We start from the raw sequence: 3,252 nt of genomic DNA, 5'->3' as shown, positions 1-3,252 counted from the left end.
AAACTCAAGAGAAACTATGAAAGCGTCATAGCAATGGCCTGCGCTTTTCTGTGGCTACCAATGTGAAACGGGAACAGACCCTAGGGAAATTAGTGTCATGGAACTAAAAATTTGATGCGTCGCACGCCCAGACGGCGAGTTTTTTCACGTCACCTTTGGTCTTCGGTGCGCGTTCCGTTAACATAGTCAGCTTTTTCAAGCGGGAGACAGGCAGCATGGCGCAGCAGTATCAACCGGGGCAACGCTGGATTAGTGACAGCGAAGCCGAGCTGGGTTTAGGCACCGTTCTGGCACAGGACGGCCGCTTGTTGACCGTGCTCTATCCGGCCACTGGCGAGACACGCCAGTACGCACTGCGTAATGCGCCGCTGACCCGCGTGCGCTTCTCGCCGGGCGACGTGATCACGCACTTCGAAAACTGGAAGATGACCGTTCGCGAAGTCGACGACGTCGACGGCCTGCTGGTCTACCACGGCCTGAACGCGCAGAACGAAGTGGTCACGCTGCCGGAAACCCAGCTGTCGAACTTCATCCAGTTCCGCCTGGCGACCGACCGTCTGTTCGCGGGCCAGATCGACCAGCTTTCATGGTTTTCGCTGCGCTACAACACGCTTGAGCACACCAGCCGTCAGTTGCAGTCCTCGCTCTGGGGCCTGGGCGGCGTGCGTGCGCAGCCTATTGCACACCAATTGCACATCGCCCGGGAAGTCGCCGACCGTATTGCGCCACGCGTATTGCTGGCCGACGAAGTGGGCCTGGGCAAGACCATCGAAGCCGGCCTGGTGATTCATCGCCAGTTGCTGTCGGGGCGCGCCAACCGCGTGCTGATCCTGGTTCCGGAAAACCTCCAGCACCAGTGGCTGGTGGAGATGCGCCGCCGCTTCAACCTGCAGGTTGCGCTGTTCGACGCCGAACGCTTCATGGAAAGCGATGCCGGCAACCCGTTTGAAGACACCCAACTGGCGCTGGTTGCGCTGGAATGGCTGGTCGAAGACGAAAAAGCGCAGGACGCCCTGTTCGCAGCGGGCTGGGACCTGATGGTGGTCGACGAAGCGCACCACCTGGTCTGGCACGAAGAAAAGGCCAGCCGTGAATACTCGCTGGTCGAGCAACTGGCCGAAGTCATTGCCGGCGTACTGCTGCTGACCGCAACACCGGAGCAACTGGGCCAGGACAGCCACTTCGCCCGTCTGCGCCTGCTTGACCCGAACCGTTTCCACGACCTGAAAGCCTTCCGCGCCGAGAGCGAAAACTATCGCCCGGTGGCGCAGGCCGTTCAGGAACTGCTCGACAAGGGCAAGCTGTCCGCTGCCGCACAGAAGACCATCCACGGCTTCCTCGGTGCCGAGGGCGACACCTTGCTCGCGGCGGTCAATGCCGGCGACGACGAAGCCAAGGCACGTCTGATTCGTGAACTGCTGGACCGTCACGGCACCGGCCGCGTGCTGTTTCGCAACACCCGCGCCGCCGTGCAGGGTTTCCCGGAGCGCAAGCTGCATCAATACCCGCTGCCCTGCCCGGTTGAATACCTTGAGTTACCCGTGGGCGAGCACGCCGACCTTTACCCCGAAGTGAGTTTCCAGTCGCAGTCGGATGCCAGTGAAGAAGAGCGTTGGTGGCGCTTTGACCCTCGCGTTGAATGGCTGATCGACACGCTCAAGATGCTCAAGCGCGTCAAGGTGTTGGTCATCTGTGCTCACGCTGAAACTGCCATGGACCTGGAAGACGCGCTGCGCGTGCGCTCCGGTATTCCGGCCACGGTGTTCCACGAAGGCATGAATATCCTTGAGCGCGACCGCGCCGCAGCCTACTTTGCGGACGAGGAGTTTGGCGCTCAGGTACTGATCTGTTCGGAAATCGGCAGTGAAGGTCGCAACTTCCAGTTTTCCCACCATCTGGTCCTGTTCGACCTGCCGTCGCACCCGGACCTGCTGGAACAGCGTATCGGGCGTCTGGACCGGATCGGCCAGAAACACACCATCGAGCTGCATGTGCCATTCCTGGAGACCAGCCCGCAAGCGCGTCTGTTCCAGTGGTATCACGAAGCGCTCAATGCGTTCCTCAACACCTGCCCGACCGGTAACGCGCTGCAACATCAGTTCGGACCGCGCCTGTTGCCCTTGCTGGAAAGCGGTGACGACGATGAGTGGCAGAGCCTGATCGATGAGGCCCGCAGCGAGCGCGAGCGTCTGGAGAGCGAGCTGCACACCGGCCGTGACCGGCTGCTGGAGCTCAACTCCGGTGGTGCTGGCGAAGGTGAGGCGCTGGTTGAGGATATTCTCGAGCAGGACGATCAGTTCAGCCTGCCGATCTACATGGAAACCCTGTTCGACGCCTTTGGCATCGACAGCGAAGACCACTCGGAAAATGCCCTGATCCTCAAGCCGAGCGAGAAGATGCTCGACGCCAGCTTCCCGCTGGGCGACGACGAAGGCGTGACCATCACGTACGACCGTAATCAGGCGCTGTCTCGTGAAGACATGCAGTTCATCACCTGGGAGCACCCGATGGTTCAGGGCGGCATGGACCTGGTGCTGTCCGGTTCGATGGGCAACACGGCCGTGGCACTGATCAAGAACAAGGCGCTCAAACCGGGCACTGTGCTGCTGGAGCTGATTTACGTCAGTGAAGTGGTCGCGCCGCGCTCATTGCAACTGGGACGCTACCTGCCGCCTGCTGCACTGCGCTGCCTGCTCGACGCCAATGGCAACGATCTGTCGAGCCGTGTCTCGTTCAATACCCTGAACGATCAGCTTGAAAGTGTGCCCCGCGCCAGCGCCAACAAGTTCATCCAGGCGCAGCGTGATCAGTTGACCCCTAGGATCAACGCAGGCGAGGAGAAAATCACGCCTAAGCACGCTGAACGCGTGGCCGAAGCACAACGCCGTCTGGCAGCCGACACCGAAGAAGAGTTGGCCCGTCTGACAGCCTTGCAGGCGGTCAACCCTACCGTGCGTGACAGCGAACTGGTTGCTTTGCGCGCTCAGCGCGAACAAGGTCTGGCGATGCTTGAAAAAGCCGCGCTGCGCCTTGAGGCGATTCGGGTGCTGGTCGCGGGTTGAAGCCGCGCTGACTCTCCTCCCCATGCTCCGCGTGGGGATGCATTTCGTGACGCTCCGCGTCACAGCGATCTGCGATGGCAGAGATGCTTGTTCACGGCTCGAGTCACCTTTTCGCCCCTCGGCGACCTACTTTGATGGGGCCAAAGTAGGCAAAACCCCTGGCTCCGTTTCCGGCCCGACTTCGTCGGGT

At 61.0% G+C, this 3,252-nt stretch carries 1 protein-coding gene; it reads left to right on the top strand.

All coding sequences use genetic code 11. The features are described 5' to 3' along the window. Positions 1-215 precede the first annotated feature (215 nt). The gene (rapA, locus tag DW49_RS0123495; RefSeq protein ID WP_005619958.1) at positions 216-3,062 is read left to right on the top strand and encodes an RNA polymerase-associated protein RapA; all 2,847 of its coding nucleotides are present in this window, start codon (positions 216-218) and stop codon (positions 3,060-3,062) included. Positions 3,063-3,252: the final 190 nt, after the last annotated feature.

It is taken from the genome of Pseudomonas avellanae BPIC 631 (assembly GCF_000444135.1).
In the GTDB taxonomy this organism is placed as follows: domain Bacteria; phylum Pseudomonadota; class Gammaproteobacteria; order Pseudomonadales; family Pseudomonadaceae; genus Aquipseudomonas; species Aquipseudomonas avellanae.
The sequence above is the reverse complement of the archived record's forward strand: the minus strand, read 5'-3'. Positions and strand labels throughout refer to the sequence as shown.

What these genes read in the sequence shown, in the direction of transcription:
- rapA (WP_005619958.1), top strand. Translation starts at nt 216, where the DNA reads ATGGCGCAGCAGTATCAACCGGGGCAACGCTGGATTAGTGACAGCGAA.